This window comes from Collimonas sp., from assembly GCF_039923675.1.
Lineage (GTDB): Bacteria > Pseudomonadota > Gammaproteobacteria > Burkholderiales > Burkholderiaceae_D > Collimonas.
Map to the genome: position 1 here is coordinate 25,484 of NZ_JBDTCG010000040.1, position 25,544 is coordinate 51,027.

The following is a 25,544-nucleotide window of genomic DNA, read 5'->3' on the forward strand; positions in this document are numbered from 1 at the left end:
CAGTCCGCACTTCCGCATACAATCTCACCGGTATATTGGAACGCAATGCTTGCCATTTCTTCGGCACCGTAAGCGGGCGTTCCTGAATCTCGGCACATAAATTCCGTTGACACCGTTCGCGCGCTCGCGGCACGGTCGAAATGGCATCAATTATTTTACTCCAACAAGGATTCCATGATCGATACGCCTCAGAATTTTTCCCGCCGCCGCCGCGAGGTGCTGCTCACCGCGCTTTCCGCTGCCGCCGTTACCGCCCTGCCCGGCCTCGTCCATGCGCAGGCAAAAGAAAACATTCCAACAGACCAGAAATTCAACGGCATGCTGGCCGATTTCGCGGAAGAAATCCTGCGCCTGTCGCCGACCTCGGCGACCTCGCTCGGACTCGATTCCGGCGCCCGCTCTGCGCTCAAGTCGCGTCTGCAAGATGGCTCACCTGCCGGTGATGCCGCATGGGCCAGCCAGGTCAAATCGATGCTGGTGCGGATGGATGCGGTGGATAGAGCCAAGCTTGGCCCGGATGCGCAAATCCGCTACGATAGCGTGCATTATGCGGCGACTGAAGGGGTGGACGGTTTGCGCTTTTCCTATGGCGGGGCTGCTAGCGGTTTCTACGGCGGCACCGATCCGTTCCCGGTTACGCAGCAGGATGGCGCGCTGACCGCCGTGCCTGAATTCCTCGATTCGCAACATCAGATCGCCAATGCCGCCGATGCGGAAGCCTATCTGGAGCGCGTGGCGGCACTGGCCCGTCTGCTCGATCAGGAGAGCACGCGCATCGCGGAACAGGCTGGCAAGGGCATCATGCCGCCCTCATTCATTGCACACACAGCACTCAAGCAGTTGAACGCTTATCGCAAGACGCCGGCGGCGGCGCAGAAACTGGTCACGTCGATTACCCGGCGCACCAGGCAGCAAGACATTGCGGGCGATTGGGAAGCGCGCGCGACGGCGTTGGTGAACTCGAAAGTGTATCCGGCGCTCGAGCGCCAGATCGCTGCCTTCGCCAAAGCAACCGGGAAGGCCACCGATGTCGCCGGCGTGCACCGCTTGCCCGATGGCGCGGCGTATTACGAATGGGCGCTGAAGCTGGGAACCACCACCACCCGCAGCGCCGAAGACATCCATGCGATCGGCGTCGAGCAAAACAAGATGCTGCAGGCACGTATCGATACCATCCTCAAGGCGCAGGGAATCACGCAGGGCACGGTTGGCGAACGTTTACTGGGCTTGTCGAAAGATCCCAAGCGCTTTTACGCCGACGACGACCATGGCCGCGAACAGCTGATTGCGTATTGCAACGAACGGGTTGCCGCGGTGCGCAAGCTGATGCCGCAAATCTCGCATCTGGATCTGAAAGCGCCGCTGGTGATCAAACGCGTGCCGCCCGATATCGAAGCCGGCGCAGCGCTGGGTTACATGAACTTCGCTGCGCTGGACGGCTCGCGGCCGGCGATCTATTACATCAACCTGAAATCGACCACGCTGTGGCCGAAATCGGAAATCGCCACGCTGACCGCGCATGAAGGCATTCCCGGCCACACCTGGCAAGGAGCCTATCTGGCCGAACACCATGTAGAGCTGCCGCTGATTACCTCGATGATGGGTTTCAATGCCTTTATCGAGGGCTGGGCCTTGTATGCCGAGCAATTGGTGGACGAGTTCGGCGTGTATGCAAATGATCCGTTCAGCCAGATCGGCTATCTGCAGGCGCAGATGTTCCGCGCTTGCCGGCTGGTGGTCGATACCGGCCTGCACGCCAAGAAATGGACGCGCCAGCAGGCAATCCAGTTCATGGTGGAAAACAGCGGGCGCGGCGTAGCCGCAATGACCAGCGAAGTCGACCGCTACTGCGTGTCGCCGGGACAGGCTTGCGGCTACAAGATGGGCCACAACGAAATCCTGCGCCAGCGCGAACGGGCGAAACTGGCGCTGAGCGGCAAATTCGACCTGGCAGGATTCAATGACGCGCTGGTGAAGTGTGGTGGTGTGCCCTTGACTGTGTTGCCGACCGTGATCGATCGCTATATTGCAAGCGTCAAGGTAAACACGTGATGATTATTGGGCCAACAGCAAAGTAATCCGAGCGGGGCGGCGTCGAGCGATGCCGCCCCGTTTCCCCTGCCTAGGATCGCAATTGCGGCGTGTAGCCGGCATCCTTGATGGCTTCAGCCAGTTCATCGCTGCTCGCATTGCTCTGGACCGACACAGTGTGGCTGTCGATCTTGATATCCACCTTGGCGCCCGCATCGACGCCACTGATGGCTTTGGTGATGCGGCCGGCGCAATGGCCGCAAGTCATGTCCTGCACGTTGAATTCAATCATGTTCTGCTCCGTGGGTTAATCCTGCATCTATCTGTACCCACTATAAACCTTCCCACGGTAGCAAGGTCAAGCCCGAATTCCACGCGCATAAAATTGTGCAGCGATTACCACGTGCAAATTAGTTCAAGCCGTTCTTGCCTTCGATTTCATTGGCTTTCAAACCGCCCAGGCGCGCATGCAGGCGGCCCCGTGTAGCTATTGCAAACGCCACCACCACTTCATCCGCGTTCGGCGCATCGAAGAACTGGCTGGTGATGCTGTCATAGTGCGATGGTACATACAGGGCATTCTTGTGGGCCAGCGGAATATCCAGCTCGGTGCCGGGTACGCCGCGCTTGCCGGCCGACGGGATCCAGGCTTTGCCGCCGCCGATGGCTTCGCGGATCGGCATCACCATGGCTGGCGTCAGGAAGGCGTTGCCGTGCTCGTATTCGCCGGCGATGCCGACGATGCAGGCCTTGCCATAACTTTCCAGTTGTTCTTGTCCCAGCACGGCGACGATGCGGCGGCCGAATTCATGGCCTAGCGCCGGCGAATTGGCCAGGATCAGATCCAGGTTTTCGCTGAAACGGCCGGCGTAGGGATTGTGGATGGCGGCGGCGATGACGATCTTGCGCAGCGGCTTGCCGTCGGCCAGCATGCCGTTTTCATTGGCCAGCGTGTCGTCGATCTGGGTGTACCACTTGCGGATATGATAATTTTCAAAATTGGCTGGTTTGGACATGATGTGTTCCTGGCAAGTTAACTGGCGAATGGGGCTTTGGACAGGAATCCTAACGCGCTTGCCCCCTCGCCTATATAGCCGGTTGCGTATAGGCGGTAGAGCTTTTGACAGCAAAAAACAGCCAAAAGCGCACACTGCTAAAATGGTGCTTGACCTTCCCATCATAGGAAGCTGCATTATCAAGTTACCCCCACTTCTTGAGCTGAGCCCATCATGAGCAGCAGCAGCATCCCGGCATTGACCGAATTCCAGCTAACGATAGACGGCATGAGCTGCGCCTCCTGCGTTTCCCATGTCGAAAAGGCATTGCGCAAAGTCGCCGGCGTACAGGATGTCAGCGTCAACCTGGCGACTGAACTGGCGACCGTGCAAGGAGACAGCGCAACCACCATCGGTCCGCTGGTGGCCGCAGTGGAAAAGGCCGGCTATCTGGTCAGACAGCAGGAAGTCACGTTGGATATCGCCGGCATGAGTTGCGCTTCTTGCGTCAGCCGGATCGAAAAAGCCTTGCTCAAAGTCGCCGGCGTACAACATGTGGCGGTCAACCTGGCCAGCGAAAAAGCGACCGTGAATACCGCCGGCAGCGTGCCAATCGAACGCTTGATTGCGGCTGTCAAGGCAGCTGGTTATGACGCAGCAGTTCCCGTTTCCGGACCAGACACAGCGGCGAGCATGGCCACCAAGACGGCATTGCCAAGCTGGTGGCCGGTTGCCGCCGCCGCGGTACTGACGCTGCCATTGATCCTGCCAATGCTGATGATGCCATTTGGCGGCGGCTGGACCTTGCCCGGCTGGTGGCAACTGGCGCTGGCGACGCCGGTGCAATTCTGGCTCGGCGCCCGTTTCTACCGCGCCGGCTGGCGCGCGCTGAAGGCAGGCAGCGGCAATATGGATCTGCTGGTCGCTCTGGGCACCAGCGCGGCGTATGGCTTGTCGCTGTATCTGCTGTTATCCGCCGCGCATGGCGGCATGATGCATCTGTATTTTGAAGCATCAGCGGCAGTGATCACGCTGGTGTTGCTGGGAAAATGGCTGGAAACCCGCGCCAAGCGCGAGACCGCCGACGCCATCCGGGCCTTGAACGCCTTGCGCCCGGAACGTGCGACGGTGCGGCGCGACGGCGTCGACCATGAGATCGCCATCAGCGCTTTGCAGTTGAACGACGTGGTGGTGGTCCGCGCCGGCGAACGCATTGCGGCGGACGGCGTCGTGCTGGAAGGCCAAAGCCAGGTCGACGAATCCTTGCTGACTGGCGAGAGCCTGCCGATAGACAAGCAGAGCGGCGACCACGTTACCGCAGGCGCCATCAATGGCAGCGGCCTGCTGCTGGTCACCACCACCGCCATCGGCGCCGAGACCACGTTGGCCCGCATCATCCGCATGGTGGAACATGCGCAGGCCGCCAAGGCGCCGATCCAGCGCCTGGTAGACCAGGTCAGCGCGGTGTTCGTGCCGGTGGTCTTGCTGATTGCCTTGCTGACCTTGCTGGGCTGGGGCTTCAGCAGCGGCGACTGGCAGCAGGCATTGTTGAACGCGGTGGCGGTACTGGTGATAGCCTGTCCATGCGCCTTGGGGCTGGCGACGCCGACGGCGATCATGGCCGGCACCGGCATCGCGGCGCGTTACGGCATCCTGATCAAGGATGCGGAGGCGCTGGAAATCGCTCACCGCATCAGCGTGGTCGCTTTCGACAAGACCGGCACCTTGACCGTCGGCCACCCGACCTTGCTCAACTATCTCCCCGCAGCCGGAGTTACAGCCAGCGATCTGCTGGCGCTGGCGGTAGCCGTGCAACGCAATAGCGAACATCCTCTGGCGCGCGCCGTCATCGCCGCCGCCGGACAGGCCGGCATCGCACCGGAACTCAATGCGTCCGGCGTGCAGACAGTGGCAGGACGCGGCGTGCAAGCCAGCGTCAACGATCGGCAATGCTATCTGGGCAGCAGCCGCTGGATGCAAGAACTGGGCGTGGATATCTCCACCTTGGCCGACCAGGCCAAAAACCTGGAAGCCGATGGCCGCACCATTTCCTGGCTGGCCACAGAACAGGATGGCAAACGCAGCGTAACCGGCTTGCTGGCCTTTGGCGACGAGATCAAAGCCACTGCCAAGGCCGCCATCCGGCACCTGCAGCAACACAGCATCCGCGTCGCCATGCTGAGCGGCGACAATTGGGGCAGCGCCAATGCAGTCGGGCGCCAGCTCGGCATCAGCGAGATCCATGCAGAAATCCTGCCGGCCGACAAAGCCAAGGCAGTCATCGATCTGAAGGCCGGCGCGAGCGTGGTGGCGATGGTCGGCGACGGCATCAACGATGCGCCGGCGCTGGCTGCAGCCGATGTCGGCATCGCCATGTCGACCGGCACCGACGTCGCCATGCAGGCGGCCGGCATCACGCTGATGCGCGGCGATCCGGGGCTGGTGGCCGACGCCATCGATATCTCGCGCCGCACCTATAACAAGATACGCCAGAACCTGTTCTGGGCGTTTATCTATAACCTGGTCGGCATTCCGCTGGCGGCGCTGGGCTATCTGAACCCGGTGCTGGCCGGCGCCGCCATGGCGTTCAGCAGCGTCAGCGTGGTGAGCAATGCCCTGCTGCTGCACCGCTGGCGGCCAGCCGGGCTTTTATCTGCCAAGGAAGAACCCAATGTCAAATAAAGCCATGAATATCGGCGATGCTGCCAACGCTTCGGGCGTCTCGGCCAAAATGATCCGGCACTACGAGGAAATCGGCCTGATCCCGGCCGCCAACCGCAGCGACGCCGGTTACCGCACCTATGCCGAACGCGATATCCACCTGCTGCGCTTTATCCGCCAGGGCCGTTTGCTGGGCTTTTCGATGAAGCAGATCGCCGAGCTGATCGGCCTCTGGCTGGACCAGTCGCGTCCCAGCAGCAAGGTCAAGCAGCTGGCGCTGTCGCACATCGCCGAACTGAACGACAAGATCAAGGAGCTGCAGGCGATGAAAGGCACGCTGGAACAACTGGCTCGCCACTGCCATGGCGATGCACGGCCTGAGTGTCCGATTCTCGACGGACTTGCGAAGTTGTAGATCGATGCTAGAATCCCATCCATGTTTTCCATAACCCGCCTGAAGAACCTGTTGATCTTGCTGCTGGCGCTGGCGCTCCCGTTACAGGGATATGCGGCGGCGGCGATGGTTTTTTGCGGATCGGAAAATGTGACGACATCTCCAGTTGCGGCAAATGTCGCTGGTCACGCAGGCATGGCGCATCATCATGCCGATGCCCAAACCGCAGGGCAGCCGGCACATGGCGGCCATGATCATGCTTCGCAAGGGCACTCATGCAGTTCCTGCGCCGCCTGCTGCGTTGGCGTGCTGCCGATGGATTCACCACTGGCGACGCTTCAGCCGCTGCCTGTCATTCACCCGCTTTCTTCCCCTCTCTCCGGTTTTGTCGGCTATACGCCGGAAAATCCCGAACGCCCTCCTTCCCTGCTCGCGTAACGACATCACTCAAACGCCTTGCCTTCCAATCCGGATAGGCAAGTTTGCCTGATAGCCAATGCATTAGTTGCGCTCTAAGCGTCATTCCCGCGAACGCGGGAATCCATGCTACTCACTAAATTGGATCCCCGCGTGCGTGGGGATGTCGACGTTGTTCCGGGGCGTCCTGAAACGACGCTGACGCATTGCGCTGTCGTTGATCCGTTATCGAGGATTTCATGTTCATCTTTTTACGCAGACGTGTACTGGCTGCCACACTGCTGGCCACCCTCGCTGGATGCGCCAGCCTGAGCGCGGACCAGGGTTTTAGCGACGTCGTCGCGCTGGCAAAACCCGGTCTGGGCCAAACACCGCCAAGAACACGCACAGAGGTGGAACGCGTCGCCAGCCGCCAAATGGTGCAGCAACTCTTGCAGAAGCCGCTATCTGTTGACGACGCGGTGCAGATCGCCTTGCTCAACAATCGCGGACTGCAAGCCGATTATGAAGAACTGGGGATAGCCGAAGCAAGCTGGGTGCAAGCCAGCCGCTTGCCCAATCCCGGCTTCAGTTTCGGCCGCACCCGCAGCGGCGGCGACATCAAGATAGACCGCAGCTTTTCGATGGCGGTCATGGGCTTGCTGACCTTGCCGGTGACTTCCCGCATCGAAGCGCAGCAGTTCCAGATCCGCAAACTGACGACCGCCAACCGCATCCTGCAAGTCGCCGCGGCAACCCGCGACTCCTACTACCAGAGCGTGGCGGCAAGCCAGAGCGTGCGCTATCAGGAACAGGTTGAAAGCGCCGCTTCCGCCGGCAGCGAATTGGCGGCGAAGATGGCGCTGGCGGGTAATTTCAACCAGCTGGAGCTGGCCCGCGAACAAGTGTTTCATGCCGATGCAGTGACGCAGCTGACGCGTTCGCGGCAGCAGGCCGTAGCGGCTCGGGAGCAATTGATCCGGCTGCTTGGCGTCAGCGGCGAGCAAGCCGGATTCAAGCTGCCGCAGCAACTGCCGGAGCTGCCGAAGCAACGCCCGTCGTTGCAAGACAGCGAACAGCTGGCGATGACACAACGGCTGGATATCGCCGCGTCGAAACTGGAAGTGGAGAGCTTGCAGAAAACACTGGGACTGAATCGCGCCACGCGCTTTATCAACGTGCTGGAACTGGCTTACCTGCACAATTCCGAACCCGATGCATCGCGTGAAACCGGCTACCAGGTCAGCCTTGAAATTCCCTTGTTCGATTGGGGCGGCGCGCGCGTCGCCAAATCGGAAGCGATCTATATGCAAGCCGCGCACAAGCTCGCCGAAACCGCGCTGGATGCGCAATCGCAAGTGCGCGTGAGTTATGCCAACTATCAAGCCGCTTACGACCTCGCGCGCCATTATCGCGATCAGGTGTTGCCGCTGCGCAAGCGCATCTCGGATGAATATCTGCTGCGCTACAACGGCATGCTGTCAAGCGTGTTCGAGTTGTTGGCCGACTCTCGCGAACAAGCCAATGCGGTGAACGCCGCCATCGACGCCAGCCGCGATTTCTGGATGGCGGAGAGCGCCATCCAGCTGGCGTTGGGCGGCCCCGTAAACCAGCCGCCACAAGCCGCCGTCAACACATCCATGCAAGGCAAACAACCATGAATCATTTTTCGAGACGCGCTTTTTTGCAAGGCTCCGCCTTGGCAGTCAGCGCCGGCGCCGTCAGCCGCATCGCCGCCGCCAGCCTGCCGGAAGCCGTATTGCAAACCCAGGCCGGCACCCAGCCGCCGCTCGCCCCGGCTAATGGCCGGCCTTATCAGCCGGTAGTCACCCTGAACGGCTGGACGCTGCCATGGCGCATGAACAACGGCGTCAAGGAATTCCACCTGGTGGCGGAGCCGGTCGTACGCGAAATTGCTCCCGGCATGAAAGCCAACCTGTGGGGTTACAACGGCCAGAGTCCGGGGCCGACGATTGAGGTAGTGGAAGGCGACCGGGTAAGGATTTTCGTCACCAACAAGCTGCCCGAACATACCTCGGTGCACTGGCACGGCCAGCGCCTGCCGAACGGCATGGACGGCGTCACCGGCCTGACCCAGCCCGGCATCAAACCCGGCAAGACCTTTGTCTACGAGTTTGTGGCAAGGCGCGCCGGCACCTTCATGTATCACCCGCACGCCGATGAAATGGTGCAGATGGCGATGGGCATGATGGGCTTCTGGATCACCCATCCGAAAGATCCAACGCTGATGCGGGTCGATCGCGATTTCGTGTTCTTGCTGAACGCCTACGACATCGAACCGGGTGCCGCCACGCCGCGCGTCAACCAGATGACCGATTTCAATCTGTGGACCTGGAACAGCCGCGCCTTTCCCGGCATCGATCCGCTGGTGGTGCGGCAGCATGACCGGGTGCGGATCCGCGTCGGCAACCTGACCATGACCAATCATCCGATCCACCTGCACGGCCATGAATTCGTGGTGACCGGCACCGACGGCGGCTGGACCCCGCCGGCCGGCCGCTGGCCGGAAGTGACGACCGATATCGCTGTCGGCCAGATGCGCGCCATCGAATTCGACGCCACCGAATTGGGCGACTGGGCCCTGCATTGCCATAAGTCGCACCACACCATGAACGCCATGGGCCATGAGGTACCGACCATGATCGGCATCGACCAGAAATCGGTGCTGAAGAAAATCAACCAGCTGATCCCGGACTATATGGTGATGGGCGACAAAGGCGGCTCCATGGGCGACATGGAAATGCCGCTGCCGGACAACACCTTGCCGATGATGGGTGGCCAGGGACCTTACGGCTCGCTGGAGATGGGCGGCATGTTCAGCGTGGTCAAAGTGCGCGCCGGACTGGCCCGCAACGATTATCGCGATCCCGGCTGGTACCGGGCGCCGGCCGGCAGCGTCGCCTATGAATGGCAAGGTGCGGCAGCCGAACTGCCGCTTGCCGGCAACGCCGCCAATCCGAGCCCGCAGGCCGGCTCGGCCAAAGAGACCGTAGTCAACGTCGTCAAGCCGACGACGCATCGCCATCAATAAGACCTTATATTTTCATCAACCAAAGGAGCCGTACATGAAAATTTCCCTCGTCACCCCCCTGCTCTGTTCCGGCCTGCTGGCCCTCTCCAGCGCAGCACATGCCGACACCGGCCATCATCATGCCGACGGCGCCGCCGCGCTGGGCCAACCCGGCATCGTGGTGGACGTCACGCACACCGTCAAGATCGACATGGCCGACAACATGCGCTTTACGCCTGCCAATATCCGCGTCAAACAAGGTGAAACCGTCAAATTTTTAGTGGTCAATAACGGCAAGCTGAAGCATGAAATGGTGATCGGCAGCCCCGCCCAGCTGGCGGAACACGCAGCCTTGATGCGCAAGATGCCGGAAATGGAGCACGAAGACGACAACCAGGTCAGCGTCGCACCCGGCGCAAGTGGTGAGCTGATCTGGAAGTTCGACCGCGCCGGCACGGTGGATTTTGCGTGCCTGCAAGCGGGACATTACGAAGCCGGCATGAAGGGGCAGATCGTTGCCTCGGCAGGCAATGCAGACGCACAATGAGTTAAACCCGATGGCTGAATTTACGACGGCAAACGTGGATCAACCGGGATCGAATGGTATTGGATGCATCGCCTGATATTCCCGGGCGCCCCATGAAAATATCATTTTGATATTTAGAGACTGTTGCAAAATTAACCTGGCGTTGTTGCACCTCCTAGCCATCTTAATTTTGCAACAGCCTCTTAGTAACCAGCTGTAAAAAACCGGTACTTTTTGCCTGCCGTCACGGAGTATCGGCATTAATCCGTATAAAAGCGGCGCTTGATAAGTACTCAGGCGACCGCATATACAGCGGAACAGCCGGAGTATTCTCAGCCATCCCCCCACTAGCGACTTGATCAACATGCCAAATTGAAACGCTCAGTTTGAAAGGACCCAGACCATGCAATACCTGCAGATAATCGTTATCCTCACTACCCTGATCATCGGTATCCCCCTCACCAGCATAGCCGGCAACAGCGATGCCAACGAGGTGCAAACCACACCGGCCGACGAAACCGCGCTGCCAATGGTCGCCGGCGAAATCCGCAAGGTCGACCCGGCCACCGGCAAGATCACCATCAAGCACGATGAAATCCCCAACTTCGGCATGCCCGCCATGACCATGCTGTTCAAGGCAGGCGATCCGGCGATGCTGGAACAGTTCAAGGCGGGTGACAAGGTCAAATTTGCGGTGGACAAGGTGGATGGTGCTTTGACAATCGTCAGCTTGGAACTCGCGGAATAATCAGCCGAGATGCCATGTCTGCATGCGAGGAATGCCTTGCATGCAGACGGCCTCTTCAGCCATGCAGAAGGAAACTGAAATTCAAGGCCACTGCTGCGCCGTATGTTTAGTATGTTTAACACGCAAAATTTCGACGATGTCTTTGCGCACCCGATAAATCACGATGTAATCCGGATGCACCACCATTTCCCGCGTGCCTCTCTTGCGGCCAGCGCGATATAAATCCGGCCGCTCGATCAATTGATCCACCTTGTGCTCGATCAACTCATCCAGCTCCAGCGCGGCTAAGGGCTTATCCCGGGCGATGTAGTCCATGATCTGCTCGCGGTCAAGCAGCGCCAACGGTTTCCATACAAGATTCAAGACGGCTCAGCTGTGATGCGTTTTCGCAAGGCTTCGCGCTTGTTGGCGAAATGCCGTTTTACCTCGTCGTCCGGAATACTCGGCCGTGGATCATCGATTGCTTCCTGAATCTCGGCCTTCAGCCATTTGTCATAGGCGGCGGCCTGATGTGCAAGTTTCAGACGCTCGGCCGCCAATGCGTAGCGCGGCTTGCGCTCGGCCGGGGTGAAGTCTTTGCTGTCCACCTCGTAATGCGTCAGATTGACGCGAACGCGCAGGAAATGATCAACCGCATCGAGCGAGGCGAACTTGCGCACGCTGAGTTCACCCTTGTTGCTGCGTGCGGCAAGCAGGCGCTCCAGCGCGCCATAGCGAACCCTGACGATATAGCCGCCCTGGTCGCCGATAACGGATGTACTGTTCACCGCATTGGCGGCAACCAGCTCTTTCAGGATGTTCGGCGTGATCAGATCGGGAGCCATTTTTTCTCACTATATCTATATAAGTGACAATTACACTTAATATAGTGATATTACCCTACCGCTGACACGCTGGCATATATGTGAACATAAATACGGGAAAGCTTACATCGCAGTGGAACATGACGCTGGTTTGAACGTTGGATCTGACTACCGGACATTCATCTCGGACCGCAGTAACTTGCAAGTCCCAAAGGAAATCGTTACCCCGCCACCAACTCATTGCCGACGACTGACCACCCTGATATCCGGCGTCTCATTTGCCGGATCCACCAGTTCCAGCGTGACCACCGGCCCTTTGCGTGGATCATGCTCGAACGTGATCCTGACCTTCTGCGCAGTCTCTATACCGGAAAAATCCCTGACCAATAGCCTGGTCACGGTTGGCAACTCCTCCGAACCAAGCGCAAAGGCATCGCTTTCGTTCTGCTGCTCAGAGGGGATATGGCCGTTTTTATAGACGCAGGCGATGGCTTGTTCGGAATTGATTCCATTGCTCATCAGAAACGAATCGTTGACCAGAAACAGGGCTGGCGGGATCCTTGAGAGCTCCAGCTGGTTGACATCCGGCCAGTCGTTCTTGGTGATCACTTTGCCGCCGGCATAATATTTGGCGACAAACTGGTCACCCATGCAGGGCAGATGCTCGGTCGCCGCCTCGGCATGCTGTAACAATTGCTGCACATCGGCCGGTTCAAATTCCACTGAAATCGTATTTATCATGGGCGAATTATCGCATTGCGGGCGGGGCCGCGGACCTGCGCGCTAAGGTAAGGCTGTAATTTCTCGGCTATAGCAAAGCCGCCAACTACCCGCAGGTTCTCCTGACTTGTCGCGGGACAGCGACGGCCGCGATAAAACTGCCTGCAAATCACTGAATCCCTGCAGCCGATCCGGTGTCCTGTATATAATGTGCGGCATGGAAAACCCCAATGAATTCGTAGAATGGTTGCGCTCTGTCGCACCGTATATCCATGCCTTTCGCGGCAAGACCTTTGTGGTCGCCTTTCCGGGCGAACTGGTCACCGCCGGCGCGCTGCCGGTGCTGGCCCAGGATCTGTCGCTATTGCATGCGCTTGGCATCAAAGTGGTCATCGTGCACGGCTCGCGACCACAGGTGGAAGAACAACTGGCGCTGCGTAATGTCGAAGCGCGCTTTCACAACGGCTTGCGGATTACCGATACCGCGGCGCTGGAATGCGCCAAGGAAGCCGCCGGCGAACTGCGCCTGGATATCGAAGCCGCTTTCAGCCAGGGCTTGCCCAACACCCCGATGGCGCATGCGGCGATCCGTATCATTTCCGGCAACTTCGTCACCGCCCGTCCGCTCGGCGTGATCGACGGCGCCGACCTGCAGCTGACCGGCGTGGTGCGCAAGATCGACTACGACACCATCCACCCGATCCTGAACGCCGGCGGCCTGGTGCTGCTGTCGCCGCTGGGCTTCTCGCCGACCGGCGAAGCGTTCAACCTGACCATGGAAGACGTCGCCGTCTCGGCGGCGATTTCGCTGCGCGCTGAAAAACTGATCTTCATCAGCGAAACGCCGTTGATGAAAGACGCCGGCGAGACTGAAATCCGCGAACTGTCTTCGCACCAGGCCCAAGCCGTGCTGGACAGCGGCTGCCTGCCTGCCGATTCCGCCTTCTATCTACAGCACGCCATCAAGGCTTGTAACGCCGGCGTGCCGCGGGCCCACGTGGTGCCGTTCGCCACCGACGGTTCGGTCTTGCTGGAATTATTTACCCACGATGGCGTGGGCACCATGATTTCCTACGAAAACCTGGAAAGCCTGCGCGAAGCCACGATTGAAGACGTCGGCGGCATCCTGAAACTGATCGAACCGCTGGAAAACGATGGCACCCTGGTCAAACGCGGCCGTGAACTGATCGAACGCGAAATTCATTACTTCTCGGTGATCGAGCATGACGGCGTGATCTTCGGCTGCGCCGCGCTGTATCCTTTTCCAACGGAAAAAATGGCGGAAATGGCTTGCCTCACGGTCAACCCGGAAGTGCAGGCGCAAGGCGACGGCGAGCGTATCCTCAAGCATATGGAAAGCCGCGCCCGCGCGGCCGGCTTCAGCAAGCTGTTCGTGCTGACCACCCGCACTTCGCACTGGTTCCTGCGGCGCGGTTTCGTCCATGCCACCGTGGACGACTTGCCGAAAGATCGCCAGCATATGTATAACTGGCAACGAAAATCGCTGGTACTGATCAAGAACCTATAAAATCACGACCTGACAACGGTCAAACACCCCGTATCCCTATTTTATAAGCGGCCCTGCCAGACAGGGCTCGCAACACTGACAAGGAAAAACCATGGCACGCACCATTCATTGCATCAAGCTGGACAAAGAAGCCGAAGGCCTCGATTTCCCTCCGTACCCGGGCGAACTGGGCAAGCGTATCTATGAAAGCGTTTCCAAGGAAGCCTGGGCCGGCTGGCTCAAGCACCAGACCATGCTGGTTAACGAAAACCGCCTGAACCTGGCCGATGTGCGCGCCCGCAAATACCTGGCCGTGCAAATGGAAAAGCATTTCTTCGGCGACGGCGCCGACGCCGCCACCGGCTACGTACCGCCAACCGAATAAACCGGCAGCTACAGAAGAACTCCCTTCCCTTCTCGGCGACAAAACAGACACAGTTTGTTTTGTCGCCTAGCCAGCATCTCCCGCCGCTCCGGCATCCAGCTTCAATCTTCTTTCGTTGCTCCGTATTTACCTTCTCGCCTATGCCGGAACAATGCTGCTCACCACGCCGTTCACACTGACCTTCACCGCCGATTTATTCGGCGCCTTGTCGGCGATGATGCTGTACGACGTCACCGCGCCATTGCTCCAGGCGCAGCTGACCTTGTAGCCGCCCCTGGCGCGCAGACCCGTAAACGAGCCCGAGGATTGCCACGCTGCGGGACATGCCGGCAGCAGTACGATGACACCCTCATGGCTTTGCAGCAGCATCTCGGTCATCGCTCCCGGCATACCGAGATCGCCGTCGATCTGGAAAGTCTCGGGCATCATGGCGGTGAACAGGTTGGGGAAGGTGCTGTCCTTCAGGCTGCCCTGGATCATGGTCAGCGCATTCTCGGCATCTGCCAGACGTGCGAACAAGGCGCAGCGCCAGGTCCATGTCCACGACTCGACGCTGTCGCCGCTGATGTTCGCCAGCGACACATTGCCGGATGCGGTGCCCAGCGGCAGGCCGCAGCGCGCCAGCAGCGCCACCTTGGCGGCTTGCGCAAATGCCGGCGTGACTGCGGGCGTAATCTGGTGGCCCGGATATACCGCAATCAGATGCGAGGTATGCCGATGCGTCAGGCTGAGGCCCTTGCTTTGCATCAGGGCAGGATTGGATTCATAGTCTTCCTGGAACTCCTGCAACTGTCCTTTGGCGCCGATCAGGTTAGGCGCAAGCTTGGCCTGCATGGATTTCACCGTATTCAGCAAGCCGCTATCACCGGAGGGAGCCAGGCCCGCGCCGGTCAAGGCGGCGGTGGCGCTCTGGAAATTCTGGAACACGTCCCACACCAGCTCCTGGCCAAACATCACGCCATCCTCCGCCGGCCCCTGCTCGGGCGAACCGGCGTTGGTGTTGGGAACCACGTATAGATTATTGCCATTCAGCTTGAGCTGCCCGGTCCAGAACTGGACCACCTCTTTCAGCATCGGATAAGCCGTCGTCTGCAGGTAGTTCATATCCTGGCTGAAGGCATAGTGCTCCCACATATGCTGCATGTACCAGGCATTGACGGGGGTGTACCAATTCCAGCTACTGCCGCCGAAGATGCTCTGGCTGGTGCGCGCGGTCCAGCCGCTGCTGCCGGGGAAATTCCTCTGCGTCGAGACGCGCAGGGCCGGTGCTTGCGCCACGATGAAATCGGACAAAGGCAGGTGGCAGTCCGGCAAGGCGGTGGATTCCGCCGACCAGTAGCACATCTGGATGTTGATGTCGTTGTGATAGTCGCTGTACCACGGCGGGTTGTTCGAGTTGTTCCACAAGCCTTGCAGGTTGGCCGGCAAACCACCCTTCCTCGAACAGCTGGCCAGCAGATAACGGCCGAGATGGAAGCGCGCCTGTTCCAGCGTGGGGTCGGTGCTGCCTGCCGCGCTCTGGTAAGCGTTCAGGCGCACGTCGGTCGGCAGGCTGGTCAATGCCGCCGTGCTGCTGCCCCAGTTGACGTCCACCGCTGTCATCAAGGGCTGGAAATCCGAATAGTGCGAGGCATACATGGTGGCGAACGATTGCGCTGCGGCCGCGCTCAGGGTCGTGTTAACCACGCTGAGCGGATCGCTTCCGCTACGCCAGCCGGCGCTATAACTTGGCGCGTAGTTGGTCCGCGCGTCCAGCAGCAGCAGAATGCTGTCGCAACCGCTGAATTTGATATTTGCGCCGCTTTGCGTGGCGCTGCCATTGCTGCGGATCAGGCGCGCCTTTGCTGCGTACTTGAGGCCGTTGTTGGCCACGCTGCCGCTGAACGAGAGACTTTCTTCATTGGCGGAAACCAGCGCAGTGACGGCATCGGTAGTTTGCCCGGACGCCAGTTGCAGCAAGCCGGACAAGCCGCCCGGCGTTTCCGATCGCAGCTGCATGACGACCAGATTGTCGACCTTGCTGGCAAAGGTCTCGCGGATGAAATAATTGCCGCCGTACAGATAGCTGGTGGTCTGCAGGCCGTTTTGCAGATTCAGGCGGCGTTCGTATTCGCAGGTGACGGCCTTGCCTGCCGTGGTAAACGCGGAGCCGCTCAGCACAATCTCGGCAAGCTGGAAGTGTCCCGTCTTGGGATCGCCGGATCCTGCATCCGCCGGGCATTTGGAAGTATCAAAGCTGAAGCGCCAGTAGCGATAGCCGGCTGAACCGCTTAGCGCAAATGTCTGCTGCAGGCCGCGCGCGGAGAACGGCGCTATCGATTTGCTGTCCAGCTGGGTCCAGCTCAAGCCATCATTCGAACCGGCGAGCGTCCAGATCTGCGGGTCGCGCGCGGGAACGTCGTTGGCGCTGGTCAGGGCATAGCTCGATATGGTCTGCGCCGCTCCCAGATCCATTTGCCATTGCACAATCTCGCCCGGGTTCACGAAGACGCACCACTTGGTATTCGCCTTGCCGTCGACTGAACTATCGATGCGCTCGCTGCCTGAACTGGTCAGTGCACCCATGCCATGGCCGGAAGGCGAGAAGGCATAGAGCGACTGGGTCGACAGGTTTTGCAGCAGGCTGATGCCATTCAATCCTATTTCTGCAATCTGGAAATGGCCCTCGTTGAGCGCAGCTGTCGACACGCTGAAATCGATCTTGTAAAAACTGAAGGCAGTGGCGTTTGAAAACGTATAGCTGTTGGTTTGCCCCCGGTTGGCAAACGGCGTAGCGGCAAAGTTCTGGCTATCGAGCACGGTCCAGCTGCTGCCATTATTAGAACCGGACACTACCCATGTCAGAGGATCTCTTGCAGGCACGTCGTTGGCAGAGGACAGCGTATAGGCGGAAACCACAGCCGCGCCAGAGAGCGCCGCTTGCCAGGTGACGAGGTTCGGCGGGCCGATGATGCACCACTTGCTGCTCAGGTTACCGTCAACCGTCGACAAGATCCCCTCGCCAGAACTGGAAGCGCCGGCGCTGACATTCGGCGAAGTGATCGCGGGCGGCAAGCTGCCCCCCATGTTCAGCGACAGGCTGCCAAAGTTCTGGTAGCTGCCGAAGCCGGATATATCGTAGGCGGCGCCATCGAAATTATTAACGCCTGCCCATAAACTTTGTTCATTGAATTGCATCTGCTCCAGCAGCACGCCGCCCGCCAGCATGGCGCCTGCGCGGCCATTGCCGATCGGCAGCCAGGTCCTGGCCCAGTCATCGCCGGCGGTGCGATAAAACAGGTTCTGGCTGGCGTTGCCGGCGATCGGCGCGGTCCTGGCGATACCGGTCAGGTCGGTTTTACTACTGGCCTTGGGGGCGGCAGACGCCATCGCTGCAGCCGGACTGTCGTCGCTGCCGCCGCCGCAGGCAGCCACCAGCGGCGATGCCGCCAATGCGGTCATCTGGCTCAACAGTTTGCGCCGCGATGGATTGGCCGGCACACCCCTATCCGCGTTGATTATTCCAGTGACAGCAGGAAGAAATTCCGTATCTTTTCTTTTCGTCATGACGCCAATCTCCAGTTTTGTAGTAGCCCCAAATTGAAGTGGTTACAACAACTGCACGTCCATGCCAGGGCCGGAGGCTGGACACCATCAAAAAAAAAGCAACCGCAACGTCATTGCGGCGGCTGCCCCAAGCTCGGAGATCCGGCAAGATCGGCGAGACAGACGAGATTTTTTCTAGAACGAATGGCTGATTCCGGCGTAACCGCCGTTCTGCGCATGCCCAGGCAAGGGATTGTCGAACTCGGTGCCGAAATCGGCATTGCCCTTGTTGCGCACCGTGCCGACCGCCGCGTACAACAAAGTCCGCTTCGACAGGTTGTAGTTGGCGCCAACCATGAACAGACTGGCGCTGCCGGCGTCATGATTGAGCTTGGCGTGGAAAGCGCCGCCAATCAGAGTCAGGGCCGGAGTCAGCGTGTAGTTGGCGCCGATCCAGTAGTGGTTAAGCTTGTCCGGATCGGTAGGCGCGGCGGTGTCCGGCGCAGAGATATTCTCGTAACCGGCATACAGTTTCAGCTTGTCTATCGTATAGGTGCCGCCTACGATCAGATCCTTCGAAGCCGTGTAGACATCGGTGTAGCGGCCATTGGTGTCGCGAATCACGTCGTAGATGCCGCGCAGCTCAAGACCGCCATTGGTGTACACCAAAGAGATGCCGTCGCTGCGGCCATTTTTGGTGGAACCGGCCTGCTCGCCCAGGCTGGTCTGGGCGGTGGCGTTGAAACCGCTCCAGGTCGGGGTCTGGTATTCGATGACATTGTTGGCGCCAGGCCAGTTGCGGCCCTTGACCAGGCTGGCGGTGCCCATGAACTGCTGGCCGGTCGGATCGAGGTACCAGACGTCGTTGACGATGAACAGATTCTTGCCGAACTTGATCGAACCGGCGCCACCGTTCAAGCCGACATAGGAACGACGGTTGAACAACGCGCTGCCGTTGGTGAGGCCCTTGGTGGCGTCGAAGCCGGATTCCAGCAGGAAGAAGGCGCTCAGTCCGCCACCCAGGTCTTCCGTGCCTTTGAAGCCGATCATGCTGGTACCCCACTGGTTGCCTGAGGCTGCCAGCTTGCTGCCGGTCTGTCCGGTCAGGTTGCCGTTGGCGTCTTTCAAGGCGACGCTGCTTTGATAATCGACGCCGGCGTCGACCCGGCCGTAGATGGTGACGCTGGTCTGCGCCTGCGCCTGGCTGCAGGCCGCGCCGATCAGCAGCGTGGCGGCAGCTGCGTGCAGATATTGCAATGTTGTTGTTTTCATGTTGAGTCCCCTTTATGGTTAAATTTTGTCCGACCGTCCTCCTCTCAGCACCGGAGATAGAGTCGAACCTTCGCTAGAAGTCTTGGGTCATGCACACGCGCAGCAGATCGCAACCGGTAGTGGCGCGCTTGACGCCAGCTACCGGCAGCACCCGTGACGGGAGTCTGCTGAGTCGCTTATTACAGTCGCTTGTTGCTCTGGATTGCCGGGTTACCGCCTCCTGCTGGCAGCAACCCGTAGTGGAGCTCGGAAGATCAGTTGTAAAGCACGGCAGCGATCTTGGGGTCGCTGATGTTGCTCTTGTCGTACCAGTAGAAGCCGGTGTCGATCACCTTAGGCAGCTTCTCGCCCTTGAGCGCCTTGACCGCCGCTTCCACCGTCTTGTAGCCGATGCCGACCGGGTTCTGGGTGATGGCGCCGGCCATGCTGCCATCGCGGATCGCGTCTTGCTGCTGCTTGCCGGAGTCGAAACCGATGACCACCAGCTTGCGCTTCATTTCCTTGACGCCGTTAAGCACGCCGATGGCCGAACCTTCGTTGGTGCCGAAGGCGCCCTTCAGGTGCGGATAGGCTTGCAGGATGGACTTGGTGATTTCAGTCGATTTCAGTTGATCGCCGGCGCCATACTGGACGCTGACGATCTTGATCTTCGGATAGGCTTTCATGCGTTCGACGAAACCCTCGCGGCGGTCGATGCCGGTGCGGCTGGTCTGGTCATGCGCCACCACAGCCACTTCGCCTTCCTTGCCGATCAGTTCGGCCATCTTGTCGGCTGCCAGCGCAGCCGCTGCCTTGTTGTCGGTGGCGGCCGTGGTGACAGGAATGTCGCTATCGACACCCGAGTCAAAGGCGACGATAGGAATATGTGCGGCCTGCGCCTTCTTCAGCAATGGCAGGGCAGCCTTGCTGTCCAGCGCGGCGAAGCCGATGGCCTTGGGTTTCTTGGCCAGCGCCGCCGACAGCATGTCGATCTGCTTGTCGACCATGGCTTCGGTTTCGGGGCCTTCGAACGACACCTTGACATTGAAATCCTTGGCGGCCTGTTCGGCGCCAGACTTTACCGCTTGCCAGAACTGATGCTGGAAGCCTTTCGAAATCAGGGGAATATAGACGACGTCGTCCGCCACGGCAGTCGCGCTGAACCCGAGTGCTAGCGCCAGGCCGATGGCAATGTTCACTGCTCTTCTCTTTATCATTTCAAGTCTCCTTTATGGTTATCAACAACGGGCGTATCGCGCTTGCCCGGAACTTCCTTTACACCTGCAAAATCGTTACAAACCTGCTTTTCTTACTGGCGCCGGCGGCGCAGGATATCCATGTAGACCGCCAGGATGATGATCACGCCGGTGACCACCGTTTGCCATTCCTGCGCCACCGACATCATGCGCAAGCCGTTGATCAGCACGCTCATGATGAAGGCGCCGATGATGGTGCCGAGGATGGTGCCGGTGCCGCCCGAGAGCGAGGTACCGCCGATCACTACCGCGGCGATCGCGTCCAGCTCGTAGCCCTGGCCCAGCGCCGGCTGTGCCGAATTCAGGCGCGATGCGATCAGCAAGCCGGCGATGCCGCAGATGGCGCCGCTGAAGGTGTAGATGGCAATCTTCCAGAAATCTACATTGACGCCTGACAGCCGCAATGCTTCCTCATTGCTACCTAGCGCAAAGGTGTAGCGGCCGAAGATGGTCTTGGTGAGAATGATGCCGGCGCCGATCGCCACCAGGAACAGGATCAGCACGGCGTTGGGAATCGGCAGCGCCGGAATCAGGTTGCCGATCAGGGAATCCTGCGAGATGGCCGAGAAGCCCGGCGTGTCGTTGAAGTAGATCGGCTTGGTGCCGGAGATCACTAGCGACAAACCTTTGAGCAGCATCATCATGCCCAGCGTGGCGATGAAAGGCGGGATCTTGAGCTTGGCCACCAGCACGCCCGAAACCCAGCCGCACAGTGCGCCGAAGAAGATGGCGGCGGCGATGCCGACATAGATCGGCATTCCCATATAGGTCAGGAAGACGCCGGCCATCACCGCGCAAAAGGTCATCAGCGTGCCTACCGACAGATCGATGCCGGCGGTGATGATGACAAAGGTGCAGGCAATCGCCAGCACGCCGTTGACCGCGGTCGACTGCAGGATGCTGACCAGGTTGTCGATCTCCAGGAAATTGGAAGACGCAAAGCTGAAGAACACCATCAGCGCCAGCAGGCTGGCGAAGGCCAGCAGCTTCTGGCGCGTGGCGGGGTGGAATATCTTGGCCTTGATCGCCGCCAGCGCGCCTTGGGCCGGCTGCGGTGCTTGCGACACGGAATTCTGGGTAGATGACATGGTGGTTCTCATTGTAGGTAAGTGATTCGGGGTCAGGCGGCTTGCGCCGCGCGGTGATCGTCGCGCCGGGTCGCCAGTTGCATGATCTTTTCCTGCGAAGCTTCGGCGGCTGACAGTTCGCCGGTGATGCGGCCTTCGCACATGACCAGGATCCGATGGCTCATGCGCAGCACTTCCGGCAGCTCCGAGGAAATCATGACGATCGCCTTGCCCTGTTCGGCCAGCGCGTTCAGCAACTTGTAGATTTCGCTCTTGGCGCCGATGTCGATGCCACGCGTGGGCTCGTCGAAGAACAGAATGTCGCAGTCGCGCAGCAGCCATTTGGCGATCACGATTTTTTGCTGGTTGCCGCCGGATAGCAGGCGCACCGGCTGGTCGACCGATGGCGTCTTGATGCTGAGCTGGCGCACATAGCCTTGGGCGGTATCGCGGATGGCGGCCTGGTCCAGGAACACACCCTGGGTCAGGAAGCGGTTCATGCTGGACATGGCGACGTTGGTCTTGACGTCGAGCCCGGTGGCCAGGCCGAAATGCTTGCGGTCTTCCGACAGATAGCCGATGCCGTGCGCCACAGCATCCCTGGGTGACCTGATCGACACCTTGGCGCCGTGCACCAGGATCTCGCCGGCGTCGATGCGGTCGGCGCCGAATACGGCGCGCGCAACCTCGGTGCGGCCGGCGCCCATCAAGCCGGCAAAGCCGAGGATCTCGCCCTTGCGCAGGCTGAAGCTGACATCCTTGATGAATGCGCCGCGCTGCAATCCTGTGACTTGCAGCACGATCTGATTGCCGGACGTGTCGGGCACCTGCGGCCCGCTGTTATCGATCTGGCGGCCGACCATCATGCCGATGATGGTTTCCATCGAGGTGGTGGCGGTAGGCACTGTAGCAATGTACTGGCCGTCGCGCATGACCGTGACGCGGTTGGAGATTTGCCGCAGCTCGTCCATCTTGTGCGAGATATAGATGATGCCGACGCCATGCGATTGCAATTGCCGGATGATACGGAACAGGTCTTCGATTTCTGCGTTGTTGAGCGCCGCGGTCGGTTCATCCATGATCAGCACCTGTGAATCGAAGGACAGAGCCTTGGCGATTTCCACCATCTGCTGCTTGGCCACCGTAAGCTCGCTGACCAGCGTGGCAGGATCGAGATCAAGGCGCATGCGCTCGAAGATGTCACGGGTTTTACGATTCAGCGCGTCTTCATCGAGGAACAGGCCGAAACGGCCGCGCGGTTCGCGGCCGATGAAAATATTTTGCGCCGCGGTCAGGTGATTCATCAGGTTCAGTTCCTGATGGATGATGCCGATGCCCAGCGCCTGCGCCGCGCGCGGATCGGGAATTTCCACCAGTTGCCCGGCGATGCGGATCTCGCCGCTGTCTTTCGGATACACGCCCGCCAGCACCTTCATCAAGGTCGACTTGCCGGCGCCGTTTTCGCCCATCAGCGCATGCACTTCTCCGCGCTGCAGGTCGAAGCGGCAATTGTCCAGCGCAAGCACGCCGGGGAAGCGTTTGGTGACATTTTCCAGGGACATGATGTAGCCTTGCGAATCCGACGGCGCTGCCGCGGACTGCCTGTCTTCACCTGGATTTTCTGATTGCTGCATATCTGCTCTCATGATGCACAACCGGCGGCAAAGCCAGTCACGTTAAATCAATCTGCCGGGCGGCAAGCCAAGTCGCCGCCGCGCCCTGTCAATCCACTTTAATCCACTGCAAGCCGCGTCAGGTCAAGGCACGGTCCAGATGGCTGTAACCGCCATCCACATACACCCATTGCCCGGTGGTGTGCGAGGCGCGCGGAGACAGCAGAAACACCGCCGTATCGGCAATTTCCTCGGCTGTCGTCAGCCGCTTTCCGAGCGGGATCTTGCTGGTGATGGCGGCCAATTTTTCGTCCGGGTGGTCGAAGCTGGCGATCCAGCTGCGATACAGCGGCGTCATCACTTCGGCAGGGATCAAAGCGTTCACGCGCACCCCGTCATTCGCCAACGCCGCCGCCCATTCGCGCGTCAGGGATAGCTGGCCACCCTTGGCGGCGCAGTAGCCGCTGGTGTTGCCCTGGCCGGTGAGCGCGGTTTTGGAAGAGATATTGACGATGGCGCCGCGGCTGGTTTTCAGGTGTGGTACGCAGTAATGCGCCATCGTGTAGTAGTGGATCAGGTTTTTTTCCAGCGATTCGACGAAGGCCGCACGGCCTGCATCGAGGCCGATGTTGTCATTGATGCCGGCGTTGTTAACCAGGCCGTCGAGATGGCCGAATTCCGCCACCGTTTGCGCCACGGCCAGCCGGCATTTATCCTCATCCATCAGGTCGAGCTGGATGATGCGCGCCCGGTCTTGCAGCGCCAGCAGCGCCGTCTTGAATTCCGGCGCCGGCTGGCTTTTTCCCAGGATGACGGGAATTGCGCCTTCGGCCGCCAGCTGCAGCGAGATCGCGCCGCCGATGCCGGCGCCGCCACCGGTCACGATCACCACTTTTCCTGCCAGTTTCAGATCCATCTTGCGGTCTCCGTTTTTATAATTATTTTTTACATACTAGTGCAAGCGCCGGCAAATTCCCACCGGCAGCCTGTTTCAGCCGCGGAACCGGTATTTATCCAGCGACTCCGGCTTCATCGTAATCGAAAATCCCGGTGCCGTAGGCGGCATGTAGTTGGCATTGCGGATCACGCAGGGATCGACGAAATGCTCGTGCAGATGGTCGACGTATTCGGTAACCCGCCCTTCCTTGCTGCCCGAAATGCAGACATAGTCGATTATCGACAGATGCTGCACATACTCGCACAAGCCGACGCCGCCGGCGTGCGGGCATACCGGCAATTTGTATTTGGCGGCCATCAGCAGCACCGCCAGGATTTCATTGACTCCACCAAGGCGGCAGGAATCGATCTGCACCACGTCGATCGCGCCGCGCATGATGAACTGCTTGAAGATGATGCGGTTCTGGCACATTTCGCCGGTGGCGATCTTGACCGCGCCGATGCCTTCGCCGATCTTGCGATGTCCTTCGACGTCGTCGGGACTGGTTGGCTCTTCAATGAACCAGGGCTTGGCGAACGCCAGCTGCTTGACCCAGGCGATGGCCTGGTCGACTTCCCACACCTGGTTGGCATCGATCATCAGTTGCCGGTCCGGGCCGATCACTTCGCGGGCGATGGTGACGCGGCGGATATCGTCGGCCAGGTCGCGCCCGACCTTGAGCTTGATATGGTTGAAACCATTGTCGATGGCCTCCTGGCACAAGCGCCGCAGCTTGGCGTCCTCATAACCCAGCCAGCCGGCGGAAGTGGTGTAGCAAGGATAACCGTCCTGCTGCAGCGAGCGGATGCGCTCGGCCTTGCCCGGGGCTTGGGCGCGCAGCATGGCCAGCGCTTCTTCGGGCGTGATGCAATCGGTCAGGTAGCGGAAGTCGATGGCGCGCACCAGTTCCTCGGGCGACATGTCGGTCACCAGTTGCCACAGGGGCTTGCCTTCGGCTTTGGCCCACAAATCCCAGACCGCATTCACCACGGCGCCGGTAGCCAGGTGGATGGCGCCCTTGTCGGGGCCGATCCAGCGCAACTGGCTGTCGGACGTGATGTGACGCCAGAAGCGGCCCATGTCTGCGCTGATCCAGGCCAGATCCAGGCCGATCACCAGATGTTCCATGGCCTTGATCGCGGCGCAGCAGATCTCGTTGCCGCGACCGATGGTGAACGTCAGGCCGTGGCCTTCCAGGCCCGGCTGGTCGGTTTCCAGGACCACGTAGGCGGCGGAATAATCGGGATCGGGATTCATGGCGTCCGAGCCGTCCAGCATTTGCGAGGTAGGGAAACGCACATCCAGTACGCGTATCGAGCGAATTATCGTCATCGTGGTTCTCTTTTTATCTTGGTCAAAGTGAGATGGTGCGTTGGCGCTGCTCTCCCAGGCCGTCGATGCCCAGCCGCATCACCTGGCCGGCGCGCAGATAGAGCGGCGGCTTCTGGCCGAGGCCGACGCCTGGCGGCGTGCCGGTGGAAATCACGTCGCCCGGCTGCAAGCTCATGAAGCGGCTCAGGTAGCTGACCAGCGCCGACACCCGGAACACCATGGTGGCGGTATTGCCGTTTTGATAGCGATGACCGTCCACTTCCAGCCACAGGCCGAGGGCGTGCGGATCCGCCACTTCGTCGGCAGTCACCAGCCACGGGCCGAGCGGGCCGAAAGTATCGCAACCCTTGCCCTTGTCCCAGGTGC

General features: G+C 59.9%; 23 protein-coding genes. 10 read left to right on the top strand and 13 right to left on the bottom strand.

Going from position 1 to position 25,544, the window contains the following annotated elements; all coding sequences use genetic code 11:
- Positions 1-174 precede the first annotated feature (174 nt).
- A complete protein-coding gene (locus tag ABI171_RS07970; protein WP_348092033.1) occupies positions 175-2,052 on the top strand; it encodes a DUF885 family protein in 1,878 nt (625 codons plus the stop codon).
- 70 nt (positions 2,053-2,122) lie between these two features.
- On the opposite strand, the gene ABI171_RS07975 is transcribed toward ABI171_RS07970, so the two are convergent.
- Positions 2,123-2,323: a heavy-metal-associated domain-containing protein gene (locus tag ABI171_RS07975; RefSeq protein WP_348092034.1), complete on the bottom strand. Its 201-nt coding sequence runs from the start codon at positions 2,321-2,323 to the stop codon at positions 2,123-2,125.
- Positions 2,324-2,441: 118 nt separating this feature from the next.
- Positions 2,442-3,047, bottom strand: a complete 606-nt coding sequence (locus ABI171_RS07980; RefSeq protein WP_348092035.1) for an amino acid synthesis family protein — start codon at positions 3,045-3,047, stop codon at positions 2,442-2,444.
- A gap of 213 nt (positions 3,048-3,260) precedes the next feature.
- Between ABI171_RS07980 and ABI171_RS07985 the strand changes: the two genes are divergently transcribed.
- The 7 genes from ABI171_RS07985 (at position 3,261) to ABI171_RS08015 (ending at position 10,782) form a co-directional block, all read left to right on the top strand.
- Positions 3,261-5,708: a heavy metal translocating P-type ATPase gene (locus tag ABI171_RS07985; protein WP_348092036.1), complete on the top strand. Its 2,448-nt coding sequence runs from the start codon at positions 3,261-3,263 to the stop codon at positions 5,706-5,708.
- 4 nt (positions 5,709-5,712) lie between these two features.
- Positions 5,713-6,102: a Cu(I)-responsive transcriptional regulator gene (gene cueR, locus ABI171_RS07990; RefSeq protein ID WP_348092057.1), complete on the top strand. Its 390-nt coding sequence runs from the start codon at positions 5,713-5,715 to the stop codon at positions 6,100-6,102.
- Between the two features lie 21 nt (positions 6,103-6,123).
- Positions 6,124-6,519: a hypothetical protein gene (locus tag ABI171_RS07995; RefSeq protein WP_348092037.1), complete on the top strand. Its 396-nt coding sequence runs from the start codon at positions 6,124-6,126 to the stop codon at positions 6,517-6,519.
- A gap of 218 nt (positions 6,520-6,737) precedes the next feature.
- Entirely contained in the window at positions 6,738-8,138 is a 1,401-nt protein-coding gene (locus tag ABI171_RS08000; RefSeq protein WP_348092038.1) for a TolC family protein, read from the top strand.
- Entirely contained in the window at positions 8,135-9,529 is a 1,395-nt protein-coding gene (locus ABI171_RS08005) for a copper oxidase (protein WP_348092039.1), read from the top strand. The genes ABI171_RS08000 and ABI171_RS08005 overlap by 4 nt, the downstream gene beginning before the upstream one ends.
- A 34-nt stretch (positions 9,530-9,563) precedes the next feature.
- A complete protein-coding gene (locus tag ABI171_RS08010) occupies positions 9,564-10,055 on the top strand; it encodes a cupredoxin family protein (protein WP_348092040.1) in 492 nt (163 codons plus the stop codon).
- A gap of 382 nt (positions 10,056-10,437) precedes the next feature.
- Complete coding sequence (locus tag ABI171_RS08015; RefSeq protein ID WP_348092041.1) at positions 10,438-10,782, top strand: copper-binding protein; 345 nt, start codon at positions 10,438-10,440, stop codon at positions 10,780-10,782.
- A gap of 81 nt (positions 10,783-10,863) precedes the next feature.
- On the opposite strand, the gene ABI171_RS08020 is transcribed toward ABI171_RS08015, so the two are convergent.
- From ABI171_RS08020 to ABI171_RS08030, 3 genes are all read right to left on the bottom strand, one after another.
- Positions 10,864-11,145, bottom strand: a complete 282-nt coding sequence (locus ABI171_RS08020; RefSeq protein ID WP_348092042.1) for a type II toxin-antitoxin system RelE/ParE family toxin — start codon at positions 11,143-11,145, stop codon at positions 10,864-10,866.
- The gene (locus ABI171_RS08025) at positions 11,142-11,606 is read right to left on the bottom strand and encodes a hypothetical protein (RefSeq protein WP_348092043.1); all 465 of its coding nucleotides are present in this window, start codon (positions 11,604-11,606) and stop codon (positions 11,142-11,144) included. The genes ABI171_RS08020 and ABI171_RS08025 overlap by 4 nt, the downstream gene beginning before the upstream one ends.
- Positions 11,607-11,822: 216 nt before the next feature.
- Complete coding sequence (locus ABI171_RS08030) at positions 11,823-12,326, bottom strand: hypothetical protein (RefSeq protein WP_348092044.1); 504 nt, start codon at positions 12,324-12,326, stop codon at positions 11,823-11,825.
- 196 nt (positions 12,327-12,522) lie between these two features.
- Here ABI171_RS08030 and argA point away from each other — a divergent pair, with 196 nt between their 5' ends.
- Both argA and ABI171_RS08040 read left to right on the top strand, forming a co-directional pair.
- Positions 12,523-13,833 carry an amino-acid N-acetyltransferase gene (gene argA / locus ABI171_RS08035; RefSeq protein WP_348092045.1) on the top strand — a complete coding sequence of 437 codons (1,311 nt, stop codon included), beginning with the start codon at positions 12,523-12,525 and terminating at the stop codon, positions 13,831-13,833.
- Between the two features lie 91 nt (positions 13,834-13,924).
- The gene (locus tag ABI171_RS08040) at positions 13,925-14,197 is read left to right on the top strand and encodes an oxidative damage protection protein (RefSeq protein ID WP_061938913.1); all 273 of its coding nucleotides are present in this window, start codon (positions 13,925-13,927) and stop codon (positions 14,195-14,197) included.
- A gap of 138 nt (positions 14,198-14,335) precedes the next feature.
- On the opposite strand, the gene ABI171_RS08045 is transcribed toward ABI171_RS08040, so the two are convergent.
- The 8 genes from ABI171_RS08045 to ABI171_RS08080 all read right to left on the bottom strand — a co-directional run.
- Positions 14,336-17,743, bottom strand: coding sequence for a glycoside hydrolase N-terminal domain-containing protein (locus tag ABI171_RS08045; protein ID WP_348092046.1), 3,408 nt, complete (start codon positions 17,741-17,743; stop codon positions 14,336-14,338).
- Between the two features lie 174 nt (positions 17,744-17,917).
- The gene (locus tag ABI171_RS08050; protein WP_348092047.1) at positions 17,918-18,994 is read right to left on the bottom strand and encodes a porin; all 1,077 of its coding nucleotides are present in this window, start codon (positions 18,992-18,994) and stop codon (positions 17,918-17,920) included.
- 254 nt (positions 18,995-19,248) lie between these two features.
- The gene (locus tag ABI171_RS08055) at positions 19,249-20,190 is read right to left on the bottom strand and encodes an ABC transporter substrate-binding protein (protein WP_348092048.1); all 942 of its coding nucleotides are present in this window, start codon (positions 20,188-20,190) and stop codon (positions 19,249-19,251) included.
- A gap of 92 nt (positions 20,191-20,282) precedes the next feature.
- Positions 20,283-21,317, bottom strand: coding sequence for an ABC transporter permease (locus ABI171_RS08060; protein ID WP_348092049.1), 1,035 nt, complete (start codon positions 21,315-21,317; stop codon positions 20,283-20,285).
- Between the two features lie 32 nt (positions 21,318-21,349).
- Complete coding sequence (locus tag ABI171_RS08065) at positions 21,350-22,858, bottom strand: sugar ABC transporter ATP-binding protein (RefSeq protein WP_348092058.1); 1,509 nt, start codon at positions 22,856-22,858, stop codon at positions 21,350-21,352.
- A gap of 190 nt (positions 22,859-23,048) precedes the next feature.
- The gene (locus tag ABI171_RS08070) at positions 23,049-23,825 is read right to left on the bottom strand and encodes an SDR family oxidoreductase (RefSeq protein WP_348092050.1); all 777 of its coding nucleotides are present in this window, start codon (positions 23,823-23,825) and stop codon (positions 23,049-23,051) included.
- 75 nt (positions 23,826-23,900) lie between these two features.
- Positions 23,901-25,178, bottom strand: coding sequence for an L-fuconate dehydratase (locus ABI171_RS08075; protein ID WP_348092051.1), 1,278 nt, complete (start codon positions 25,176-25,178; stop codon positions 23,901-23,903).
- A gap of 22 nt (positions 25,179-25,200) precedes the next feature.
- Positions 25,201-25,544: fumarylacetoacetate hydrolase family protein (locus tag ABI171_RS08080; RefSeq protein WP_348092052.1), on the bottom strand; the 344-nt coding region annotated here is incomplete at its 5' end.